Raw genomic sequence first — 17,646 nt, 5'->3', positions numbered from 1 at the left:
CCAAAGACAAAAGAAATAAAATTAAACTATGGATTGGACACAAACGCTAACGATCATAGCGAGTATAGCTGGAATTATCACAGGATACGCTTTCCTTTTAAACAAACGCATTGATGACACCAACAGGCGAATAGACGACCTAAGGGAGGACTTAAACAGAAGAATGGACAGGCTTGAAGATGAGCTAAAAGAGATACGCATGCTTTTGTATAAGGTTTTAGAGGTTCCTCATAAGGAGGAAAAATGATGGACTGGACACAAACGCTGACGATAATAGCAAGTATGGCTGGAATTTTGACAGGCTATGCCTTTCTTTTGAACAAGCGAATAGATGACCTAAGGGAGGACTTGAATAGAAGAATGGATAGGCTGGAGCATAGAATGGATAGGTTGGAGCAGAGGATGGACAAACTTGAAGATGAGCTAAAAGAGATCCGTATGCTTTTGTATAAGGTTTTAGAGGTTCCCCACAAAGAGGAAAAGTGATGTATTGGATACAGACGCTAACGATCATAGCAAGCGTGGCGGGAATTACCACGGGATATGCTTTCCTTTTAAACAAACGTATTGATGACACCAACAGGCAAATAGACAAGCTCGAAGAAGATGTTAGAGAAATAAAAAGAGATATAAAGGATATAAGGAAAGAATTTACAGAGATCCGCATGCTTCTATACAAAGTTTTAGAGGTTCCTCATAAAGGGGAGAAATAAAACCTTTCTCCTTCACGCTTGTATCACGTTAGCAAACTTTAAATGGATTATCCTTTTAACTTACCAGGAGGACTGGAAAATGAGGAGGATTTTACTCCTTTGTCTGGTGGTATTGATATCTTTCAGCACCCAAAAATCTTATAGTGCAAGTATGTCTGATTACTGCTACATACCTCCTACCGTAGGAACATCTGTGCCTCCTATTGTAATGCTTGTAATGAGCAGGGACCACAAACTTTATTATGAAGCCTATAACGACGCTTCGGACCTTGACGGAGATGGAAGGTTGGACGTAGGATACAAACATTCCATAGACTATTACGGATACTTTGATCCTTATAAATGCTATAGGTATCAAGGAAGCGGAGCTAATGCAAAATTCGTTCCAACGAGAAGGACAAACAACAAATACTGCGGTGGAGCTAACGAATGGAGTGGGAACTTCTTGAACTGGCTAACTATGGCACGTATTGATGTGTTAAGAAAAGTTCTTTATGGTGGATATAGGTCTACTGATAGTTCAAGCGAAACAATCCTTGAAGCTACTTACATTCCTCAGGATGCCCATAGCTGGGGAAAAGAATACGCAGGGTCAGATACTAGATTGTTAACACCTTTTGATCCACCTTCTCCTGGGAGACGACATCTCTTTTGTATTACCAGCACTTCAGTGGGAGATACGAGAAAAATAAGAGTAGCTCTAAATGATGGACATAGAATATGGGAGTGGGCTTCTTCAGAGAGAGCGGTATGTAGTGGACCTGGAACTCCTTCTAGATGGAGAAGAGGTCCTGTTGGGACAAGAAATGATATACAAGACTATTACATTAGGGTCAAAGTTTGCGATCCTTCTGTTGGACTTGAAGAGAATTGTAAAAGATATCCAGGTGGGACATATAAGCCAATAGGGCTTCTTCAAAAATATGGTGAATACGAAGATGGTGGAAAGTGGTGCAGTAAATCTCTTAAACCTTGTAATACAGATAGCGATTGTGATACGAGCACAGAGGGTCTTTGTATTGATAGGGCAAAAATGTATTTTGGTTTATTAACAGGTTCTTACACTAAGAACCTAAGCGGTGGAGTTCTAAGAAAAAATATCTGGACTATTCAGGATGAATTAAATCCAAATACTGGTATATTTCAAACTTCAGAAAATGTTCCTGGGAACATAATTCTAACCTTAGATAGGATGACTGTGGTAGGTTTTAGATATTCTGATTACTCTTATCAAGATCCATCTGGAGGATCCTGTGGTTGGATTACGAACGCTCCATTATCAGAAGGACAATGTAGAATGTGGGGCAATCCTATTGCAGAGATGATGTATGAAGCTGTAAGATACCTTGCAGGTAAGAGCTCTCCAACATCTGATTTTACCTATTCTGGAAGTCAAGATAGCGGGCTGAACTTGCCTAAACCAGATTGGGGGATAAGAAGTGGTTCAAGATATTACATGCCTTATGAACTATTTCCGATATGTTCAAAACCGTTTATGATAGTCTTCAGTGATCCTTATCCAAGCTATGATTCAGACAAGCTTCCTGGGTCAGCTTTTGGTGGTTCAAGTGGGGACTTGGTTGGATTAAATGTTTCAAATCTTGCAAACACCATCAGCACTTTTGAAGGAATAACTGGCAACTACTTTATTGGGCAAAGTGGTTCTTTCTATGATTTCATATGTTCTTCTAAGTCTGTATCCAGTCTTTCTAACATAAGAGGGCTTTGTCCAGAGGAACCTACAAAACAGGGAAGCTACTATTCTGCCAGTATAGCCTACTATGCAAACACGAGATTTAGAGATAACTTTTCTGGACGACAACCACCAAACTTAAAAACTTACTCTGTGGTTTTATCATCTCCGATACCAGATATAGCCATTAAGGTGGGTGATAAAGTGGTAAGGATTGCTCCACTTGCAAAAAGTGTAAGTGGATGCTTAGGTGTCTACAATAATTGCTTTCAAAAATGCACTGTAAGCAGGGATGGACATGGAAATTTAACTATCAGTGGATGCAGCTCAAATGCGTTTTGTCCTACGAATCAAATAGTTGATTTTTATGTAGAACAGGTTGATTACGATTCAAGCGGAAATTTAACTTATGCTAAGTTTAGGATAAACTTTGAGGATGTGGAACAAGGCGCAGACCACGACATGGATGCGGTGGTCTTGTATGAAATCAGACCAATCGGAAGTAATCAAATTGAAGTCAGATTAACCTCTGAGTATGCTGCTGGATGTATTGACCAAGTCTTGGGGTTCTTCATAAGTGGGACAACGGAAGATGGACAATGGCTTGTTGTGAAAGACAGAGATGTTCCTAACAGCGCTGATGGTGATACACCTTCCGTCATTGCCAACATGCCTTTAACTTGGAGTAGAACCTTTATGGTTTCTGGAACTACTGCTGGACAGCTCAAAGACCCACTATGGTATGCCGCAAAGTGGGGTGGATTTGATGATATGAATGGAAATGGTATTCCAGATTTACAAAGTGAATGGGATAAAGACGGGGACGAAGTACCTGATACTTATTTCTTTGTAGCTAATCCAATCAAAATGGAAGAATCTTTAACAAAAGTTTTTTCAGACATCCTCCGCAAAGCTTCCGCTGGTGCCACCGTTGCCACTTTAACCTCCAGAGCTTCGGTTTCTTCTGTAATAGTCCAACCCTACTTCTATCCCAAATACACAACCGCCGACGGAAAGGAAATATCCTGGATAGGCTTTTTGCGCTCTTTTTGGGTGGATACAAAGCAAAACTTAAGGGAGGATACCACGGCAGACAAAATCCTGAACCTTGTGGGTGTAGTCTTTGACAAAATATTTCAGTTCTTTTTTGATGCTTCCAGCAACGAAACAAAAGTCGCCATACTTCAAGGATCGGATGTATCCAGTTCTTGCACCAGAGAGAGTGTTATAGACTTTAACCAAGTTAGGCCTGTCTTTGAAAGTTCTTGCCAGCTTGCTCTCACAAGACAGCAGGATAGAATAATCTTATACAACAAAAACGGTACTCTTCACCCCTTCCAAACTGGAGAAACTGACATAAGGGATGCCTTCCAAGCAGTTGATAATACCATTGACCAGACAAAAGCGGACTGCATCATAAGATACATAAGGGGCGAGAATTTGAGCAATGATACAACATGCGGGAGCTTGAGCTACGTTAGAAGGGTCAGAGAGTTTGACACAACTACCTTTTCAAGCATCTGTCCAGGCTATAGCTCTTCGGGTGATGCAACGTGGAAACTAGGAGACATATACGCCAGCACTCCATCTGTAGCCGGCTCGGATCCTCTAAACATCTACCATCTAAGATATGGAGACAGAACCTATTTAGATTACATACGCACCGCTCAATACAAAAACAGGCCTTCTCTTCTATTTGTTGGTGCGAACGATGGCATGCTTCATGCCTTTAGGGTAGGGTATGTGAAGGAAACTGGAGATCCAGACACGCCAGTGAAATTAGTCAATGCTCCTGACAACGACTTAACAGATCTAATAGGAAGGGAAGAATGGGCTTTTATTCCAAAAAATGCCCTTCCTTACTTGGTGTGGCAAGGACATCCTGAATACTGCAGAGTTCCCACTGTAGATTATAGAACTTACGTCTTTGATGCGTCCATTGGTGGTCCTGAAAATTCGCCTAAGGATGTAAATAGCTGGAGAACAGTTCTTGTGGGAACTATGGGGTTTGGTGGTAAAGAGCTTGGCAATTACTCTTCCTCCGTGTTTGCCCTTAATATTACAAATTTGAGTAATCCCCAACTGCTGTGGGAAGTTTCTTTGCCTGACAAAACCCTCACCACGTCCCATCCTGCTGTAGTTCGTCTTGGAGACAGAAATAAAAACGGTGAGTGGTATGTGGTAATAGGCTCAGGTCCAAAGGACCCAGCTGGAGAAAGCTTCACAAATTCTCCCAAGCTTTATTTCATAAACTTAAGAACCGGCGACATAGTTAAAACCATAGATATTCCAATTCCCAACAACGTGTCAGCTGCGGTAGGTGATATAACGGTAGTAGATGTGGATAGCGACTATCAGGATGATGTTATCTACTTTGGAGCTTACGGTAAAGACAACAGTGGCAAATATTGGGGCAACTTCTACAGGCTTAGCCTCAGGTCTGGAAACAACTACAAAACGGTAAGTAGTCTAAGAAGTAATGATATATGCAACGTAGTTGATCTTGAAAGCTTTAAAACCGCTGGACACTCACCCCCAGTTTTTGGTGCAGCAAACTTTACAAAGGATGAAAACAACAAGCTATGGGTCTTTTTCGGAACTGGAAGATACTTGAGCCAAAATGACAAAACAATACCTTACAAAAATTACTTCATAGGTTTTAAGGACGATAATTGGAACGGTTCCTCCTGTGTTACTTACCGCAAAAATGACATGGAAAATGTTACTAATAGCACTACAGATGTAGTGGTGTCCGAAATAAAACAGATGTGTATGTGTGATAGTGCAGGGTGTGGTATGCGGGATGTGGTTTATAACACAACTACAACCATTGCTCACGCTGAACCGGTAAGAGGTTGGTATCACGAGCTCACCAACGAAGGCATATATTCCCAACCTTTAGTGCTTGGTGGCATAGTGGATGCGCTAACCTTTGTGCCACCTCAGGATATATGCGAGTTTGGTGGCTCTTCCAATTTGATTGTGGTTTATTACAAGACCGGCAGACCTTATCCAAGACCTTCTGTGCTTTCTCCTGAAGCGGTAATTGGCACTATTGCCATAGGTCAAACTGTAAGCATTAAATCAAAGATGCAGGTGAGTTCTGGTATGCCACCTTTAGGTAATCCATTCCAAGCTTTGCAATCTTCTACTAAAGAGGGAAGTGAGAAGTTTGTTCAAATAGGAACGGGTGTAATTTTGAGATTTAGCCAGCAACCTACTATAGAATCTAGGGAAAGGTTCTTGCTATGGATAGAAAAGTAAGAGGTTTTAGCGTATTTGAGCTTTTGGTGGTTATTGTGATAATTGCTATCTTAGGTAGTGTGGCCTTTATGGGGCTAAGAAACATGGTTCTGAGGGAAAGGCTATACTCAGCTACTACTCAAGTAGTCAATGACCTAAAAGAGGTTCAGTTTAGGTCTATGTCTTCTAATGCAACATGGGGAATAAGGTTCTTTGCCAATCAAAGCCAATACAGGATATTCTCCATTCAAAGTGGCTGTCGGGACGTATCACCAATAAATATAATCGATAAAAGCCTTCCGCCAGGTGTAAAAGTAAATAACAGCTACTACGTAGTCTTTGACAGGAGGGGTTATCCTTTGAATGAAAACTGTCTCTTGGGAATGGGCAGTGTTATCATTGAGAATGGCTATGGTGTTAGGAGAGTAATAGTAAATAGATTTGGGAGGATAAGGTATGAATAGAAAAGGCTTTACTCTTATAGAGCTTTTGGTGGCTGCAATAATACTCTTTATAGTGATGGTGGGATTTTTGAGGGGGATTTTGCTTTATACGGAACTGCAGATTAGAAACCAACTAAAAGACAGGGCAAGCGAAATATCCACAGCCTTCGCCAACTATATAAGAACTACAAGCTTTTCACCTACTGCATCCTGCGATTCAAATCATCCTAACCCTTTTCTTTGCTCCACAGGCTACAGCTATCCAAACAACTGGGATCTTTCCAGATGCATCGGGGGCAACTGCACCTTTGAGGATGTGGATGCAGACGGAGACGGGATCCCAGACTTTTACGATCCATACAACGGCAACAATCAGGCTTTTAGAAATAACGCAAACAGCACAGCAAGTTGGCTTAGGATAGTGCCATGCGACTGCAATGTAGATTACTGTGGATGCTGTTATAGAGACGGAAATCCCACTACCCCAAATCTTAAATGTGGGGAGAGGTTTAAAGGAAGATTTATTTACACTGCAAGCACTTTGGCAAGTTTGCAAAGAGAAGGTGCTAACATAGAAATAGGCAGGGCTGTTGGTTTGATAGTCTGGTATTTTGACACTAACGGCAACTACAAGAGCATTCACAGCACTGTTATTAGGAGCTTGCCATGAGAAAGGGTATAACTCTAATTGAGGTTTTGGTAGTTATAGCTATTACTTCTATCTTGGCGGGCGGTATATTCTTTGCTTACAGGACCATAGTTCAGCAGGCTATAACTCAGTCGCTCGTTGCCAAAAATGAGCAGGACATAGAGGTTTTACTTTATAGCTTAAGAAAAGATATAGCATCCATAGGCTTTGGGGTGCCAGCATCAAGTTTGCGTTTTTGGGATTCTCCCACTTGCAGTTCTTTGGATGCTTTTGCAGGTTCTAACTCAACAGTAGGTATTGCACAATGTCCCAACGGGGATGAACTTTACTTTTTAAGCCTTTCCGTAAGAGAGTTTGAAGATTCTGGTTGCTGGTGGATAGTGGATAACATTGGTAGGAAATTAACTGTTAGCCTCCGCTGGACGCTTGAGAATTGTCCCCCTAACCCACCATCCCATCGCATATGTTTGGATATGACTAACAAAAATCTTGTGGATTGTAATGAAAGCATCCCACCTAACACCTTAGTCTTTCCTACAAATGGCAGACAACTAAAAGATTTTGCAGTAAGGTACTACTTGACCAATACAAACCTGCCAAGAGAGTGTGCGCCAAGGACTTTTAACCTAAATAGAGAACTTTATGGTGATGTTCCTCAACCGGTGGCAAGCTGTGTAGCGGTTTTTCGTGTGAGATACTTTGACGGAAGCAATTACACTGAAAATCCACCACCAAATCTTAGCGACTTAGTTGCTCTGAGGATATGTATGCTGGTTCAGGTTGGTGGTAGAACAGGGGTGCTTATGGACCCACCTAACACCTTTGAAAGGTGTGGAAATATTTCGGTAGAGTCTGAATGGAGGGAATATAGATGGAAACTTATAGAGGAAGACATTCCACTAAACAACATAAGGTAAAGGGCGTAGCCCTTGTTTCTGCTTTAGTGACGGGCATACTGGTAGCTGTGGCTATTGCTGGGCTTTACTACATACTGCTGAGAACTTTTGGCACAGCTGAAAGGGTTAAGATTTACACCTCCACTAGAGAGGCGGCTGTTGGTGGGATAAACTACGTATTATCTCAGATAAAAAGCGGAGTTTTTAACACGATGATCAACGGCTACTGTCCAGATAATAGCCCAACTGATGCTAACAATTGTTGTCAAATGAGCATTGATTATAGGCTATCTGAAGAGCATGAAAGAAGATATATAAATCAAATTACTGTGTGTTTTAGTGGATACTCTCCACCTCCGGGAGAACAGATAGCTGGTGTAGCATATTCAAGACCTTCATCAAGTGGCAGAGGATACATATACTTTATAGTCTCTGAAGCGGAAGGTCCGCAGGGCTCTAAGGCAAGGATAGAGGCGGTTTATATGAGGTAATCTCATACACCACCGCATAAGGGAAGTTATCATAAACCAGTCTAAATCCCTCCCTGTTTTTTCGGATAGTGTATAGAGTTATCAAGGCAGACTTTTCTAAGTTTTCTGGCACAGCAAAGGCATACACTCCTTCATCTTTAATCACTCTGTAGATAACAAAGCCTTTCTGTCTGTTGTATGCGTATTCTTTGAGTTCTTGCCCTCGCACTTCAACAACCTTTTTAAACTCATACTCCGTGGTGCTTTGATTAAACTTTTGCACATAAAGACCAAAGCTTTGATTTATCCAATCTTCACAGTAAGGAGGCTCGCACTTTGGAAGTCTTAGGATACTTTGGCTTTTCCCAAAGGCTAAGTAAGATATGGCACCAATTTTGTCAAGCATGTCTTCGGTGATGAGAAGGTAAGTTTTATAAACTCTTGGAGGATTGCAGGATTTTGAAGCTTCTTTTAAGGCTGTGTAAAGTCCCAATTCCCTTACTTGCTGAAAGGTCTTGAGATTGAGCGCTGGATTTGAAACGCAAGCAAACAGCCTGTTAGCTTTTTCTTCTTCACTCATCAAAGCGTAAGCTATAAGGGGAGTTTTTACAGAAAACTGGGAACCACCGTCGTGAAAGACAGTCCTTTGGGAATAATAGACTATTGGGTAGCCATAGTCCCACCATGTCAAAATTTTTGCATCCTGCGGTGTGAATTTTTTAAGTTCTATCATACTTTGGACTACTTCCTTTTGTATAAAAAGCGAGGGAAACCTGCTCAACACACTCAACCAATTTATTCCTATCAAAAGCATCAAAGCCGGAAAGGCATAGCCTACAAAAGCCTTAAGATAGGGCTTTTCCACATAGTTTTTAAGCTGGGAAATAAAAAACACAGCGTAAGCAAAGCTCATACTAAGCAGTGGGCTAACATACATATAAAGCCTGTTGTTGCCTTTCAAGAAGGCAAACAAAAGAAGCACCCAAAGGGGCAGAAGGAGTAGATTAACTTTTATATACCTTATGAAAAATACAGGTAAAAACACTAAGGCTATGTAAAAAGGTATTTCAGAAGAGAAGTAAAAGCCAGAGGTTTTAAGAAAAGAAACCTTTCCTTGCTCTCCGATGGTTTTCATAACTTCCGGTATGCTTTGGGACTCTATCACAGGAAACTTAAAACCAAAGTATATAAATACCCTTTGTAGAATATCAAAACCCACAGGATAACCAGCCATAAAGGAGATCCCAACCCAAAGCACCAAAAACCCAAAGAGGGAAAAAAGGAAAAATCTACTGCTTTTAAAGGTCAAAAGCCAAAAACCTAAAAAGGAAAGGACGAAAAACTCAGGATGGGCATACCACCAATAAAACAGAAAGCTAAAAAGCAGTGCAAGGCTGTAATAGGCGTATCCCTTCCAGTGGTTTTTGTTTTGGTAAGCAAGCCACAAAAATAGAGCAACGGAAAAGATAAAGAAAAGATTTAAGCTATCTGTATCTATATCCAGCACAAAAACCCTCATAAGGTAAGCAGAAGATAAGGCAGTGATGACTGCACCAGCAAAGCCTATCCAAAGATTACCAACCTTGTGCCAAAGAAGAACGAGAGGAACCACAAAAAGACTTCCAAGGATCGGAGAAAACCAAAAGCCAACCCACTCTAAGGGAAGACCGGTCATCTTCATCAAAAAGCCGTATATTACGCTAATAAGGGGTGTATATCTGTATTTAATTCCATCTTCCGGAAAGTTTCTAAGCGGATCTTCTTCTATGGGAACACCTTCTGCAAAAGCTTTGGCAAGCCTGCCAAAAAAATAACCATCCGGATTTTGTATAAAAGGTTTTCCATCAAGAAAGAAAGTTTCCTGATGTTTGAAGAATTGCCTTATATCAAGAAGGTGAGGCAAAAGGGAAAAAGCAAAAGAGAGAGCGAGAGCAAAAACCAAAGCCCAGTTTATTCTATGTAGCATTTGAAAGGCTTTACATCAACCTTGCACACAACCTTTTGCCCGTCTGGAGAAAAGTAGGCTACTATTCTTCCCGCAGTAAGCTCTCCTGAACTGTTACAAACTGGGTTTTCTTCTACGGACACAGTTACCATACCTACGGGGGTGGTGTAGTTTGCGACGCAGTTAGGGAAGGTAGAGTTTCCAATTACAGAGTAAGTTTCCGTCCCTGAGCTTGGATTATTTGCCGAACAGTAAGAGGCAATATCAGCCATGCAAGCTCTTGCCATTGGAAGAACATAGGAAGAAAGATGAGCCCTTTTTGTGTAGTTCAAATACTGAGGAATGGCTATAGATGCAAGCACAGCAATTATCGCAATGACCACCAAAAGCTCTATTAAAGTAAAACCCCCCTTGCGGGGGGAGGAGTTAAAAAAAGGCATAGCTATAAGAGTTATTCTTGCTCTACAGTGCACTTGATGGATTGGTTTGCAGTGAAGCACTTTGCAACGAAACCTGATGCGGTACTAAGGGTTGCATTTACTGTGGCATCAGCATATCCATTGGCGTCACATGATACATTTCCCGGACGCTTTAGAGTAACATCTCCTCCAGCTGTAGGAATAGTAGTTGTAGTGCCATTTCCACAATTTTTGATTTTGTTAAAATCAACATTTGTGCCAGGATTCTCCATACACCAAGACGCAATATCCATAATACAACCTCTTGCTATTGGCTCTGCGTAAGAGCTTACCCTAGCTTTCTTTTGATAGTTTATATACTGCGGTATTGCCAAGGATGCCAAGATGGCTATGATGGCGATGACTACCAGCAGTTCAATGAGGGTAAAACCTTTCTGCTGTCTCATGGCTAAAACCTCCCTTAAAGTTTTTCCCTTCGGGACCGGTCCCTCTGGGTTATGTTAAATTCTATGCAAGCTTTGGGAAAAATCAAGATGTTTCACAAACGTTTCACAGAACTTTTAAAGTAGAAGGGAAGAACCAAACAAAGGCTTAAAATAAACAGCCCCAAGAGCTTCATAAAAGTTTGACCAAATTGAAGAAGTCCAAAGGCAACCAGTGGAAGGCTAAAAAGTAAGATAAAGTATTTATGATCCTTTTCTATCTTCAAGTTAAAAAGCTTTCCCACAGGCGTAGTGCCTTGAGTAAGGATAAAGCCCAAGTAATAAACAACTATAGCCAAAAGGCTTATTAGATTTTTAAAAATCTCTGCAAGCTTGCTGGACCCAAAAATGGATCTTAAAAAATAGCTAAAGTCCTGAGAAAGAAAGGAAAACTTAAGCAAAAAGTATAAAAAGGTGCTGTCCAGCCAAAGTATTGCAAGCAGAAAAAAGGGCACAGCGTTAATACTCTCCTTTGTTTGTAAAACTTCAAACTGGCAGAGGTCTCCTATGGCGGATTTTACTTTGGATAGTTGGCTTTCATCTATGGCTATTTCTAAATCTGCCCTTCCTTTTTCTAACTGTTTGTATATATCCCCCACGCTTACACCAATGCCAGATAGCTTGAATACAAGTTCATCTATGTCTTTTATTTCATACAACCTAAGCTTTATCCTCATAAGGTATAATTTTACCCATGCACAAGTTTGATCCAGAAAAACTAAAAAAGCTTGATGATCCAGAAAGACTCAATCTTTTTGATCCGGAAAAGGTTCTAAAAACCTTTAGCCTTAAGCCCGGCATGGTAGTTCTTGACGTGGGAACTGGAGCAGGTTTTTATCTACCTTATATTTCAAAGTTAGTCCAAGACCAAGGCAAAGTATACGCAATAGACATAAGCCAAGAGGCAGTAGATTATGCGAAAAACAAGGTTAAAGAGCTTGGGCTTAAAAATGTAGAAGTCCTAAAGTCCGAAGAAAATTACATACCTCTTCCAGACAATACGGTAGATTTTGTATACATGGCTTTTGTGTTTCATGAGCTGGAGGACCCCGTAAGATTTTTGAAAGAACTTGAACGGGTAAGCAAACCTATGGGCTATCTGGCGCTTATAGATTGGAAAAAAGAGGAGAGGGATAAAGGACCACCACCCGAAGAAGTTTATTCTGAATGGGAAGTAGGTATGATTTTGGAAGAAGCTGGATTAAGGGTAGGTAGAGTGGTAGAGATAGGAAAGTATGCCTATGGTTTCTATGCTGTATTTTTAAAACAAAATTTATTATGAGGAGAGGAGAGAAATACAAAAGCTTTGGCATTAGGTTAGAGGATAGATACATAGTATATGAATCAAAGAATAAAAAAACTGCCATCCCTTACACCCACATAGCCTGCATTGAACTTTCGGACAACCATGTTATCATTCAAACTAATAGCGTGGAAAGATTGATAATAAAGGTGGATGATAAACAAACAGCAGAACAACTATTTGATGATATTCTCTCTTTTATAGAGCGCCTTTACATAGGTTAGGCGTTATTTGAGTATTCTTTTTTCGTATATCAAAAACAGACTGAAAACCACAGTAAAGATTATAGGTCCCAAGAATATGCCTACAAAACCAAAGGATATAAGACCGCCAACTATGGCAAAAAACAGAACAATATAAGGCATATTTATTCCTATCTTCATTACAAGAGGACGGATTAGATTGTCTATTGAAGAAACTAACAGAACACCCCAAAAGAGAAGAAAAAGGGCACTTTTGAATTTTTGGATAGAAAAAAGATAAACCACTGATGGCACCCACACAACCGCAGCACCAAAGGGAGGAACAAAGGACGCAAAAAACGTAATCAAGCCAAGCAAAGGATAATACTTAATACCTGCTATTGCATAACCTATGGCAGAGAGTATGCCCTGTGCAATACCCACTGCTATCGCTCCATAAGCTGTAGCCAAAACAGTTTTATAAACTGTGTTGAACACCTCATACACATCTTCCCTATGCATGGGAATAAACCTTTCAATAAACTTGGCAAATTTTTCTCCGTCTCTGAGAATGAAAAAGAGAGTAATTAAAAAGACAAAGCTTTTAAAAAGAAAAGAACCAACGGAAGTGAGCATACTTGTAGAAAATTGAAGCAATCTCTGAGTTAGATCTCTTATCAGATTACCAACAATGGACTTAAATTCTTCTGATTCTATATATTCCAAAATTCTTTTAAGATCTTCTTGTTCTACAAACTTTTCCAACCTCAGTCTATTTACCAGCTCTTGAAAATACTCTTGATAGCTGTGGTTTTGAACCACGTTCAAAAGCCTACTCAACAGTTCTATAGCCTGATTTAACACTATCGCACCTAAAACACCAAAAGGGATCACTATGACCAAAAGCACGAAAATGGTTAGGATCAAAGCTGAAACTGTTCTCCATCTGACATAATTTTTAAGTTTTAAGTTTATAGGATAAAGAACAAATGAAAAGATTAAAGCCCATAGGATAGGCGTAAGAAAAGGCAAAAGCATGTAAAAGACCACCAGCAAAAGTCCAAAAGTGCTTGCCAGCAGAAAGTATTTAAAAAACTTCTCTTTTTCCATCGTTTCAGGTAAATTATATGCAAAGATGAAGGTGTACAAGTTGGGGAAGGTTGGAAATCTATTATCCACTTCTTTGTTTCATGCATGTGCAAGGCTTGATATGTTTGGACTAATTTTGGTAGAACCAGAGGATACCTACGTTAGCCTTGGTTATTTTGACAACATTCAAGAAATTTTGGACTTACAAAGGATCAAGTCTTTGGGCATTCCTGTAATAAGAAGGGAAATAGGGGGTGGAACCGTGCTTTTGGCACCTGGCCAAGTCTTTTATCAGCTTGTAATTCCCAAAGGTCTGGCACCTTTTAGGGTAGAAGAAGCTTACAGACATTTTTCTAAGCCGGTCCTGGAGACTTACAGAAAGTTGGGCTTGGAGGTAGAATACAAGCCTATCAACGATATAGTAGTAAAAAGCAACCAAAGAAAGATAAGCGGGCAAGGTGCGGGAGACATACACAAGGCTTTTGTCTTTGTTGGAAACATTCTCCTAAGGTTCAATACAGAGCTTATGGCAGAGGTTTTGAAAGTGCCAAACAAGGATTTTGTTAAAAAAGTATTGGATGAGAACTTAACTTGGGTGGAAAGGGAGAAAGAAAAAGCACCAGATTTTTGGGAGGTGGCAGACATTCTTGAATTTGAGTTTAAAAAACTTCTACCGCTGGAAACTTGTTGGGACATTCCAAAAGAAGCTTTGGAACTGGCAAACAAGCTAAAGGATGAACTAACCTCAGAAGAAGTATTATTTGAGGAAACAGGAAGAAAACACAGGTTAATAAAAATAAGGGAAGGGATCTTCCTAAGAAACAAACATATGGAAGTTGAAGGAAAGAAAGTTAGTCTCAGCATGATTGTGGAAGGTCAAACTGTAAAGTTTTGCAGGCTGAACGGATTAGGGCTTAAGGACCTTGAAAGAGAAATAGTTGGGCTTGCATACGATCAAGAATCTATAAAAGAAGTCCTTGAGAAAAGGTCCCTTAGTTTCCTTATGCCCCTCTTTTGGGACTAAGTGGTTTTTAAGTGTTTTCTCTTGTTCTGTATGGAACTGGTATGTATTGAACAGAAGGCACCTGTGTGCCCATTGGTTGTGGGTAAAGGTCCATAAGTTGATACACCTCCTCTGGCACGTCTGTAGAGATGTTTAAACCAAGCTCTCTGAGCTTTTCTACTCCTAAGGGATAATCATGAGTGTATTTGCCCGTAGCAAGCTCCAGAGCAATTCTTTCTGCCTTTTCTTCATCCATACCGTTTTCTGTAAGAAGCCATTTTACATAGCTAACCATCTGCTTTATAGCCTTTTCTGCTATATCCGCCATTATTATAGTTTGATCGTCTATGTCTTTCAATTCCTTTTTCTCTAAGACCTTGATTACAGACGCCGCTGGGATGCCTTGCAATTGAGGATCCACAGGACCTAAAACTGCATTGGGGTCCATTATTATCTCATCAGCAGCAAGAGCTATGAGAGTTCCACCAGACATAGCATAGTGTGGGATTATTACCCTAACAGGACCTTTGTGTTTTACTAAGGCATTGGCTATCTGCGTGGAAGCAAGAGCTAAACCCCCTGGTGTATGTATTATAAGGACTATGGGCATTTCGGGCGGTGTAAGTCTGATAGCTCTCAGAACTTGTTCAGAATCCTCAATGTTTATATACCTTATAATTGGAATGCCAAAAAATCCAACACTCTCCTGCCTATGTATGAGAGTTATAACTCTGCTTTGCAATTTTTCTTCTAACATTCTTATAAGCGTTTCTCTTGCCTTATTTAAGGCGTGTCTGCGTAATATTGGTGTTAAAAAGAAAAACAGAAAAAATAGCCAGAGCAGAAGATTAATGATTGTATAAGCAGGATTCAATATTGTTGGCTCCATACCGTTTACCTCCTTAAACAAATTAGATAAATTATATCAAATTTTGAAGTGTGTTATTATAGTTCTTATGCTGATAATAGCTGGACCCTGTGCAATAGAAAACGAAACTGTTGTGTTTAAAACTGCAGAGCATATAAAAGAACTTTCAGAAGAATATCCAGAATTTGACTTTTACTTTAAGTCATCTTTTGACAAAGCTAACAGGTCTTCCGTAAAGTCTTTTAGAGGTCCTGGTTTGAAAGAAGGTTTAAGGATCTTGCGGAAAGTTAAAGAGGAGTTAGGGCTAAAGATTACTACAGATGTGCATGAAACTTGGCAAGTAAAACCTACCGCAGAAGTAGTAGATCTTATTCAGGTGCCTGCCTTTTTAAGCAGGCAAACGGACTTAATTTTGGAGTGTGCAAGAAGTGGTAAGCCTGTAAATGTAAAAAAGGGTCAGTTTATGGCACCTTGGGATGCAAAGAACATTGTGGAAAAACTCAAAGTTGGTGGAGCGGTAGATTTTTACATCACCGAAAGGGGCGTTTCCTTTGGATACAACAACTTAGTGGTGGATTTTAGGAGTTTAGTAATCATGTCCCAATTTACAAAGGTTATATTTGATGCTACGCATAGCGTCCAACTGCCGGGCGGTGCTGGTGATAGGTCTTCTGGTCAGAGGGAGTTCGTTATTCCACTCATAAGGGCGGCGGTAGCAGTTGGTTGCGATGGTATTTTTATGGAGGTGCATCCTGAGCCAGACAAAGCCCTTTCCGACGGGCCAAACATGCTACCTTTATCCAGCTTAAGGCATGTGCTTGAGACTATAAGAGTTATAAAGAATGCTCTTTCTACCTTAACCTCTCAACCTCAGGCTCAACCTCTATTGGATAGACACCACTAAAACAAGCATCGCAAAAGTTTCTGTAATCCTCAACACAACTTCTTAAACCTTCAAGGGACAAATACCTAAGAGAATCTGCACCTATGAATTTAGCTATTTCTTCCACGCTGAACTTGGTAGCTATTAGCTCTTCTTTTGTGGGTGTGTCTATGCCGTAATAGCAGGGACCTATAACCGGCGGTGATGCTATACGCATATGAACTTCCTTTGCACCAGCCTTTCTTAACATGCTAACTATCTTCTTGGAAGTAGTTCCCCTTACCAAAGAGTCATCTATAACTATTACCCTTTTGTTTTTCAAAACGGAAGGATTGGGATTTAGCTTCATCAGAACCCTTACGTCTCTAAGTTCCTGTGTAGGTTCTATAAAGCTCCTTCCCACATAGTGGTTTCTGATAAGACCAAGCTCTAAGGGAATACCGCTTTTTTGGGAAAAGCCTATTGCAGGCACCACTCCAGAATCAGGCACTGGCACCACTACGTCTGCAGATACATCTTCTTCCAAAGCCAGCACTTCCCCCATCTTCTTCCTTATTGTATAAACCCAATCGTTGAAGATAAAGCTCTCCGGCTTTGAAAAATACACAAACTCAAAAATACACATAGCCTTTTTTGGAGATTGAGAGAAAAGATAGCTTCTTATGCCCTTTTTATCTACCACTATTAACTCCCCGGGCTTTACTTCTCTCCAAAGTTCCGCACCCAGTATATCAAAGGCACAGCTTTCAGACGCAAACAGCACTGCATTTTTTAACCTTCCCATAAGAAGCGGTCTAAAGCCGTAAGGATCCCTAACCGCAATGAGTTTGTCTTTCAAAAGAAATAGAACGCTGTAGGCACCGCTAACTTTCTTTAAGACATAAAACAGATAGGGCAGGTATTCCCTATCTTCCGGATGAAGCGTTATACCTTTTGGTACCTCCTTTCCTTTTCCTATCAGTGAAAGAAAGAGCTCAGTATCTGAATCATATTCAAAGCTTTCTCCCATTCTCAAAAGCTCTTCCTTTAGACTTCTAAAGTTAGTTAGGTTTCCGTTGTGGGCTACCGCAACTTCACCTAAGACTGTCTTTTTCAAAAAGGGTTGAGCGTTGAAGTCTCCCGATCTTCCCGCGGTTGCATACCTTACATGAGCTATAGCAAGGAAACCACTTACACCTTCAAGATCCTCTTTCCTTATGGCTGAAAGCACCAATCCGGGCTTTTTCACCAGCTTTATGTTTTCAAAATCCGACACCGCTATGCCTACGCTTTCCTGTCCTCTATGTTGAAGGGCGTATATGCCGTAAAAGGCATAATTTTCTGCATTTTCCACACCAAAGATGCCAAAGATACCGCACATGGCAA

The 17,646-nt window shown here is 40.5% G+C and carries 19 protein-coding genes; 12 read left to right on the top strand and 7 right to left on the bottom strand.

What is annotated here, in order from left to right; genetic code table 11:
* The first annotated feature begins 28 nt into the window (after positions 1–28).
* The 8 genes from K217_RS0103000 to K217_RS0102965 all read left to right on the top strand — a co-directional run bounded on the left by K217_RS0103000 (position 29) and on the right by K217_RS0102965 (position 8,128).
* Positions 29–247, top strand: coding sequence for a hypothetical protein (locus K217_RS0103000; RefSeq protein ID WP_029551651.1), 219 nt, complete (start codon positions 29–31; stop codon positions 245–247).
* Positions 247–486: a hypothetical protein gene (locus tag K217_RS0102995; RefSeq protein WP_029551650.1), complete on the top strand. Its 240-nt coding sequence runs from the start codon at positions 247–249 to the stop codon at positions 484–486. Before K217_RS0103000 ends, K217_RS0102995 begins: the two co-directional genes overlap by 1 nt.
* Positions 486–713 carry a hypothetical protein gene (locus K217_RS0102990; protein ID WP_029551649.1) on the top strand — a complete coding sequence of 76 codons (228 nt, stop codon included), beginning with the start codon at positions 486–488 and terminating at the stop codon, positions 711–713. Before K217_RS0102995 ends, K217_RS0102990 begins: the two co-directional genes overlap by 1 nt.
* 79 nt (positions 714–792) lie before the next feature.
* Entirely contained in the window at positions 793–5,670 is a 4,878-nt protein-coding gene (locus K217_RS07560) for a pilus assembly protein (protein WP_052178063.1), read from the top strand.
* Positions 5,655–6,113, top strand: a complete 459-nt coding sequence (locus tag K217_RS0102980) for a pilus assembly FimT family protein (protein WP_029551647.1) — start codon at positions 5,655–5,657, stop codon at positions 6,111–6,113. The genes K217_RS07560 and K217_RS0102980 overlap by 16 nt, the downstream gene beginning before the upstream one ends.
* Positions 6,106–6,762, top strand: a complete 657-nt coding sequence (locus K217_RS0102975) for a type II secretion system protein (RefSeq protein ID WP_029551646.1) — start codon at positions 6,106–6,108, stop codon at positions 6,760–6,762. Before K217_RS0102980 ends, K217_RS0102975 begins: the two co-directional genes overlap by 8 nt.
* The gene (locus K217_RS0102970) at positions 6,759–7,658 is read left to right on the top strand and encodes a type II secretion system protein (RefSeq protein WP_029551645.1); all 900 of its coding nucleotides are present in this window, start codon (positions 6,759–6,761) and stop codon (positions 7,656–7,658) included. Before K217_RS0102975 ends, K217_RS0102970 begins: the two co-directional genes overlap by 4 nt.
* Positions 7,613–8,128 (top strand): hypothetical protein, encoded by a 516-nt coding sequence (locus K217_RS0102965; protein ID WP_029551644.1) that lies wholly within the window; start codon positions 7,613–7,615, stop codon positions 8,126–8,128. Before K217_RS0102970 ends, K217_RS0102965 begins: the two co-directional genes overlap by 46 nt.
* On the opposite strand, the gene K217_RS0102960 is transcribed toward K217_RS0102965, so the two are convergent.
* The 4 genes from K217_RS0102960 to K217_RS0102945 form a co-directional block, all read right to left on the bottom strand.
* On the bottom strand, positions 8,094–10,073 hold the full coding sequence (locus K217_RS0102960; RefSeq protein ID WP_029551643.1) for an STT3 domain-containing protein: 1,980 nt from the start codon (positions 10,071–10,073) through the stop codon (positions 8,094–8,096). The two genes, K217_RS0102965 and K217_RS0102960, sit on opposite strands and share 35 nt — an antisense overlap.
* Positions 10,058–10,492 carry a type IV pilin protein gene (locus K217_RS07860; protein WP_038028085.1) on the bottom strand — a complete coding sequence of 145 codons (435 nt, stop codon included), beginning with the start codon at positions 10,490–10,492 and terminating at the stop codon, positions 10,058–10,060. Before K217_RS07860 ends, K217_RS0102960 begins: the two co-directional genes overlap by 16 nt.
* 11 nt (positions 10,493–10,503) lie before the next feature.
* Positions 10,504–10,917 (bottom strand): type IV pilin protein, encoded by a 414-nt coding sequence (locus tag K217_RS0102950; protein WP_038028084.1) that lies wholly within the window; start codon positions 10,915–10,917, stop codon positions 10,504–10,506.
* Between the two features lie 92 nt (positions 10,918–11,009).
* Positions 11,010–11,630: a hypothetical protein gene (locus tag K217_RS0102945; RefSeq protein ID WP_029551640.1), complete on the bottom strand. Its 621-nt coding sequence runs from the start codon at positions 11,628–11,630 to the stop codon at positions 11,010–11,012.
* A gap of 17 nt (positions 11,631–11,647) precedes the next feature.
* On the opposite strand from K217_RS0102945, the gene K217_RS0102940 reads away from it, so the two are divergent.
* Entirely contained in the window at positions 11,648–12,235 is a 588-nt protein-coding gene (locus tag K217_RS0102940) for a class I SAM-dependent methyltransferase (protein WP_029551639.1), read from the top strand.
* Positions 12,232–12,480 carry a hypothetical protein gene (locus tag K217_RS0102935; RefSeq protein WP_052178062.1) on the top strand — a complete coding sequence of 83 codons (249 nt, stop codon included), beginning with the start codon at positions 12,232–12,234 and terminating at the stop codon, positions 12,478–12,480. The genes K217_RS0102940 and K217_RS0102935 overlap by 4 nt, the downstream gene beginning before the upstream one ends.
* A gap of 3 nt (positions 12,481–12,483) precedes the next feature.
* Here K217_RS0102935 and K217_RS0102930 read toward each other — a convergent pair whose 3' ends face one another.
* Positions 12,484–13,548, bottom strand: a complete 1,065-nt coding sequence (locus K217_RS0102930; RefSeq protein ID WP_029551637.1) for an AI-2E family transporter — start codon at positions 13,546–13,548, stop codon at positions 12,484–12,486.
* Between the two features lie 25 nt (positions 13,549–13,573).
* Here K217_RS0102930 and K217_RS0102925 point away from each other — a divergent pair, with 25 nt between their 5' ends.
* Positions 13,574–14,551, top strand: a complete 978-nt coding sequence (locus K217_RS0102925) for a lipoate--protein ligase family protein (protein WP_029551636.1) — start codon at positions 13,574–13,576, stop codon at positions 14,549–14,551.
* A gap of 7 nt (positions 14,552–14,558) precedes the next feature.
* Here K217_RS0102925 and K217_RS0102920 read toward each other — a convergent pair whose 3' ends face one another.
* Positions 14,559–15,419 carry an SDH family Clp fold serine proteinase gene (locus K217_RS0102920; protein ID WP_029551635.1) on the bottom strand — a complete coding sequence of 287 codons (861 nt, stop codon included), beginning with the start codon at positions 15,417–15,419 and terminating at the stop codon, positions 14,559–14,561.
* Between the two features lie 67 nt (positions 15,420–15,486).
* Here K217_RS0102920 and kdsA point away from each other — a divergent pair, with 67 nt between their 5' ends.
* Positions 15,487–16,302, top strand: coding sequence for a 3-deoxy-8-phosphooctulonate synthase (gene kdsA / locus K217_RS0102915; RefSeq protein ID WP_029551634.1), 816 nt, complete (start codon positions 15,487–15,489; stop codon positions 16,300–16,302).
* Here kdsA and purF read toward each other — a convergent pair.
* A complete protein-coding gene (purF, locus tag K217_RS0102910) occupies positions 16,250–17,641 on the bottom strand; it encodes an amidophosphoribosyltransferase (protein ID WP_029551633.1) in 1,392 nt (463 codons plus the stop codon). The genes kdsA and purF overlap by 53 nt on opposite strands.
* Between the last annotated feature and the right edge of the window lie 5 nt (positions 17,642–17,646).

Source organism: Thermocrinis jamiesonii (assembly GCF_000702425.1).
In the GTDB taxonomy this organism is placed as follows: domain Bacteria; phylum Aquificota; class Aquificia; order Aquificales; family Aquificaceae; genus Thermocrinis; species Thermocrinis jamiesonii.
The sequence above is the reverse complement of the archived record's forward strand: the minus strand, read 5'-3'. Positions and strand labels throughout refer to the sequence as shown.